Genomic DNA, 4,269 nt, shown 5'->3' with positions numbered 1-4,269 from the left:
TTTACGTACAGGCGCCGCGGCAGCTTTCGTGCGACATCCAGGCCAACGCATTGCGCGTCCTTGAAACTACTGCACGGTATTTTTTCAGCGCTTCCGCGGGGGGCTAAGTCCTTGCGCCTGCAGTGTCACGCATGACGCTGCAACACTTGCCGGGCGATCGGGCAGCGCAACTATCGCTATGTTTTTAATAGCTGCTCGCGCTCATCAGCATTGGCTCGTGGCCATTTCAGACGATTTCAGACGCATCACTACCCCACGGCGCAAACAAGGCTCAAAACGCCATGGACGCCTGCAGCCACAGCGTGGGCCGTTTGGCCGACGAAGCCGGTATTGACGTTGGCAGGCCGCCGTCGGTGCGCCAGGCCAGTGAAGAGCGCAGTTGCACACCCGCCAGTTTGGCATTCAGACCAAAACCCGCCCCGGCCAGCTGGCGGCTGTTGGAGGCTGCCGCGCCGAAGGGATTGCGGTTGATGGTGACCTTGCCCCAGTCATAGAACACGGTAGCCTGCACATTGGCCATCACGTTGTGGCGCAGCTCGACCGTGCCGCGATAGCCCTCGTCGCCGCCCGCCTCACCCTGYGGATAGGCGCGCACGCCGTTGACACCGCCCAGGGAGAACTTCTCCGACGAATCCAGGTTTTTACTGGCCAACTGGCCCGCCAGCGACACGGCCAGGAAGGTGCTGTCGGTAAAGCGCTGCAACCGGCTGGCGCCGTAAGAAACACGGGTGTAGCTGCCGTTGGACTGGGCCGAGGCCGCGTCAATGGCCAGCGCGGTGGGCGAGTCGATGCGCAGGTTGCCCATCGCCAGCGACAGGTCCAGGCCGGTGATGCCCCCACCGCCCAGGGTGTCCTGCAGATTGCCTGAAAGGCCCAGGGTGGTGACCAGGACTTTCTTGGGTGTGAAGGTAGAGGTGGCGTCTACATAGTCTTTGAGTTGCTTGTCTTCTACCGACACTGTGCCGTTCAGGTTTTTAAACTGGCTGCGGATGAAGGGGTAAGCCAYAAACACGCTGGCGGCGGTGGCCGTGCCATGAGCCTGCAGGGTCTCAAACTCCTGGCCCAACTTGTAGCGGGTGTCGAAGTAAGCGGCGCCTGCCTTGAGGCCGTCGCTGCCGACGGGCAGCTGGTAAGCCAGCCGCGCGAAACTGAGGTTGGGGCCGCTCGTCAGGGCATTGACAGTGAGCTGGTCGCCGATCTTCAGCGGGCTGACGAGGTTGAACGTGCCGGCCACGCGGTATTCGCCGGTGTAGCGGCTGCCGTAGTTGTCGACCACAACATTGCCGCTGTAGGGCCTGGCGGGGTTGACCTCAATCAGCAGCTCGGAAGTGCCGACGCTGGCGCCGGGCTGCAGCGTGGCGCGCGAGTTGCTGACGCCGGGGGTGTCCTGCAAGAGCAGCAGGCCGCGGTCAATCTGGTCGGACTTGATGACGTCGCCGTCCTTGACCTGGCCCAGGTAGGCCTGCGCCCGCTCGTCACTCAGCAACGACTGGTTGTTGATCTTGTGGCTGGAGATGCGGCCTTCAATCACGCTGATGGTGACGGCGCCATCGGTGATGTCCTGCGCGGGCAAATAAGCGCGGGCCACGGCAAACCCCTGGCGACGGTAATACGCGGTGATGCGGCGTGCGGCGGCGCTCAGCTGGCTCAGGGATTGCTCGGCACCCACGAGGCCGGCCACCAGGGGTTGCAGCTGCGCACCGGGAATCTCCTGATTCCCGGTGATGGTCACGGATTTGACGAGCACCCTCGCCTCGCCTTTCTGGCTGAGGTCGGCTGACTCTTCGATTCGCTGCAGCGGAACGCTCTGTGGCGGCGGCAAGGCGGGCGCCTGCTGCAGGTCGCGCAGCACCTGGCCGGCGTCAGGGGCCGGGGCAGTCTGCGCCCAGGCGCCGGTATGCAAGGCCAGCATCAGGGCTGAAGCCAAGGTGGAAAGGGGCAACGAATTCTGTTTCATTTTTTCGCTCTACTTTTCTTAATCCTCATCCGACACAAGCCACTGCTCCCTCATGGCAGCTGACCATCCATACACCCCATCGCCCACCCGGGCCATGGCTTCGATGCCCCGGGCGACATCCTGCAATTGTATGTACCCGACTCTCATGCAGCCATACGCGAATGCAGTACGTCCAGCGTGACCGCTCCGGCAATGTCGCAGAGACCGGTCATCCTGTATGTCCCCATTTTTAGGGACAACCCGGGCGGCAACGCTTCGATGGCTACCGGCAGTTGTTTATTCACAGATTGCTCTGTTCACACTTTTGGGCATCAGTAAACCGCAGCTGACGATACTGACCAGCGAGTTCGACGACCTGGCGTTGCCGCTGTCACCGCCGTTGCTGCTGCCGTTGCCATTTCCGTTCCCGCCTGCGGCATCGTTCAATGCCTCGATGAGCGGTGCTCCATTCTGCACAGTCGATTCGCTGCCGGTGTTGCTGCTCAGGAGTTTGTCCGTGCCGGCAATGGCGTTGAGCGCGGTGACATAAGGCCCATCCAGCGCTGAAGTTACGCCGAAAAGGGATGCGGGCAAAGGCGGCGTACCGGTCATCGTCAGCGTGCCGTTGGTATAGACGACGTTGTAACCCAGGGCCGATGCCAGCGTGCCCTGCGTGATGGCATGTGTGGGGCTGGTCGTGGCAGCGCCTGTGGGCGCCGACAGCGCACCGTTCAGCGCGCTGGCTGCGGTGTCGCCCGCCACCAGGCCGCTGTTGACGGTGTAGGTGAGGGCCGGGTCGGCGCCGCCGTAAGCCTTGCTCTGGTTGTCGCCGCTTACGTTGAGCGTCGGCACAACGCTGTAGACAAAGCGGTTGCCGGTGAGAGAAGTCATCGACGCATCGGTGGGCGCATTGGCGGCGTAAGTGCGGCCAAAGGCATTGCCGGTGGAAGCCATGCCGCCCAGGGTGCTGGCAGCCGGATCGGTCGAATACACGAGGAAACGGCCGCCCGCGCCAGGATTGAGCGCGCCAGCCCCGGCGTTGTTCACAAAGTTGCGCCCGGCGGCCAGCACCAGCGAATCATTGGCTGCGCTGCCGGACGTGACGCTGTTGGCCAGCGTCAGGTCGCTGGCCGCGTCTGTAGTCCGCACCAGCACCTTGCCGGTGCCCGTCAGGCCTGCCGTGTTGACGGTGCCCACCGTCAACGCACCGGCCTGCGCGTAGGCCACATCGCCTGTGTTGCCGGCCAGCGTCGTGACCGCATTGCCTGCATTGTTGAGGGTGTGCGTGCCCGTGCCCAGCAGCTCCAGGCCGGTGGCCGTGATGCCCGCGGTTTGTGTGCTGGTACCGGCGGTGCTCAGCGTGAGTTCGCTGGCCGTCAGCGCGCCGTTGATGGCGATGTTGCCACCGGTCGTGATCAGCTTGAACTTGTCCTGCGCATTGCCGAAGGCGTTGTCGACCGTGATGCCGGCCGCGGATGACACGCTGACTGTCTGCGCAGACCCGGCGTTAGTGCTGATGGCGAGATTGCTGGTACTCAGCGCATTGGCGGCAGTGAGGCTGATGTCGCCCGCAGCGCCAGGTTCTGTGGTCGCCAGCGTTTGCAGGCCGGTCACATTGGTGCCCAGCGTGATGCTTTCCCGTGCGGTCGCGTTAAGCGTGGTGCTGGTGATGTTGTTGGCCGCGCCATTGGCGTCAAGGATGGCTCCGAGCGAGGAGCTGAGAGTGACCGAGCTGCCGGACACCGTCTTGACCGCCAGGGCGAAGGCAGCGGTGACGTTCACCGCGCCCGTTGCACTGACGTTTTCCAGGGTGCCGCCGTTGGCCAGGTCCAGGTTGACCTGTGAACCGGCGCCGCTCGCCACCGCAACGACCGGGCCGGTCGTGTAAATGGTGATGGGGCGGGCGGTGCTGGCGCCTATGCTGCCGTTGCCTGCCTCCAGGTAGACCGAGCCACCCGAGAGGGGATTGATGTTGGTCTGGACAGTTTGCGTGCTGATGCCGCCCGTGGCCACCATGCTGAAGCCGGCGGTGCCCGCAGTCGTACCCGTGGCGTTGCTCAAAAAAGGCATGTAGGAGCCCACCATCAAGATATTGCCCGTGTTGGCGATATCGACGCGGCCGGCGCTGTGGAAGCTGCCCTGGAAGCTGGCGGTGGCGGCGGTGTTGCGAAGGGTGATGTCGCCCGATGTACTGTTGTTAAGTCTGCCGAAATTCTGGATCTGGTTGCCTGCGTTGGCCAGCGTCATGCCCCCGAAASTGGTGGCCTGCAAGGTGTTCGCGACGATGGCCTGGGTTTGCGACAGCGCGCCGCGGCTTAGCAGCGCAACAAGAC

The 4,269-nt window shown here is 63.7% G+C and carries 2 protein-coding genes; both read right to left on the bottom strand.

From position 1 onward, the window contains the following. Window positions 1-271: 271 nt before the first annotated feature. Complete coding sequence (locus AC1D0Z_RS16730; RefSeq protein WP_477659345.1) at window positions 272-1,957, bottom strand: ShlB/FhaC/HecB family hemolysin secretion/activation protein; 1,686 nt, start codon at window positions 1,955-1,957, stop codon at window positions 272-274. A 276-nt stretch (window positions 1,958-2,233) separates the two neighbouring features. After that, window positions 2,234-4,269 (bottom strand): beta strand repeat-containing protein (locus AC1D0Z_RS16725; protein ID WP_477659344.1); only part of this gene is annotated, 2,036 nt, incomplete at its 5' end.

It is taken from the genome of Polaromonas sp. P1_E3 (assembly GCF_056405935.1).
This window is presented reverse-complemented; position numbering and strand designations above follow the sequence as displayed.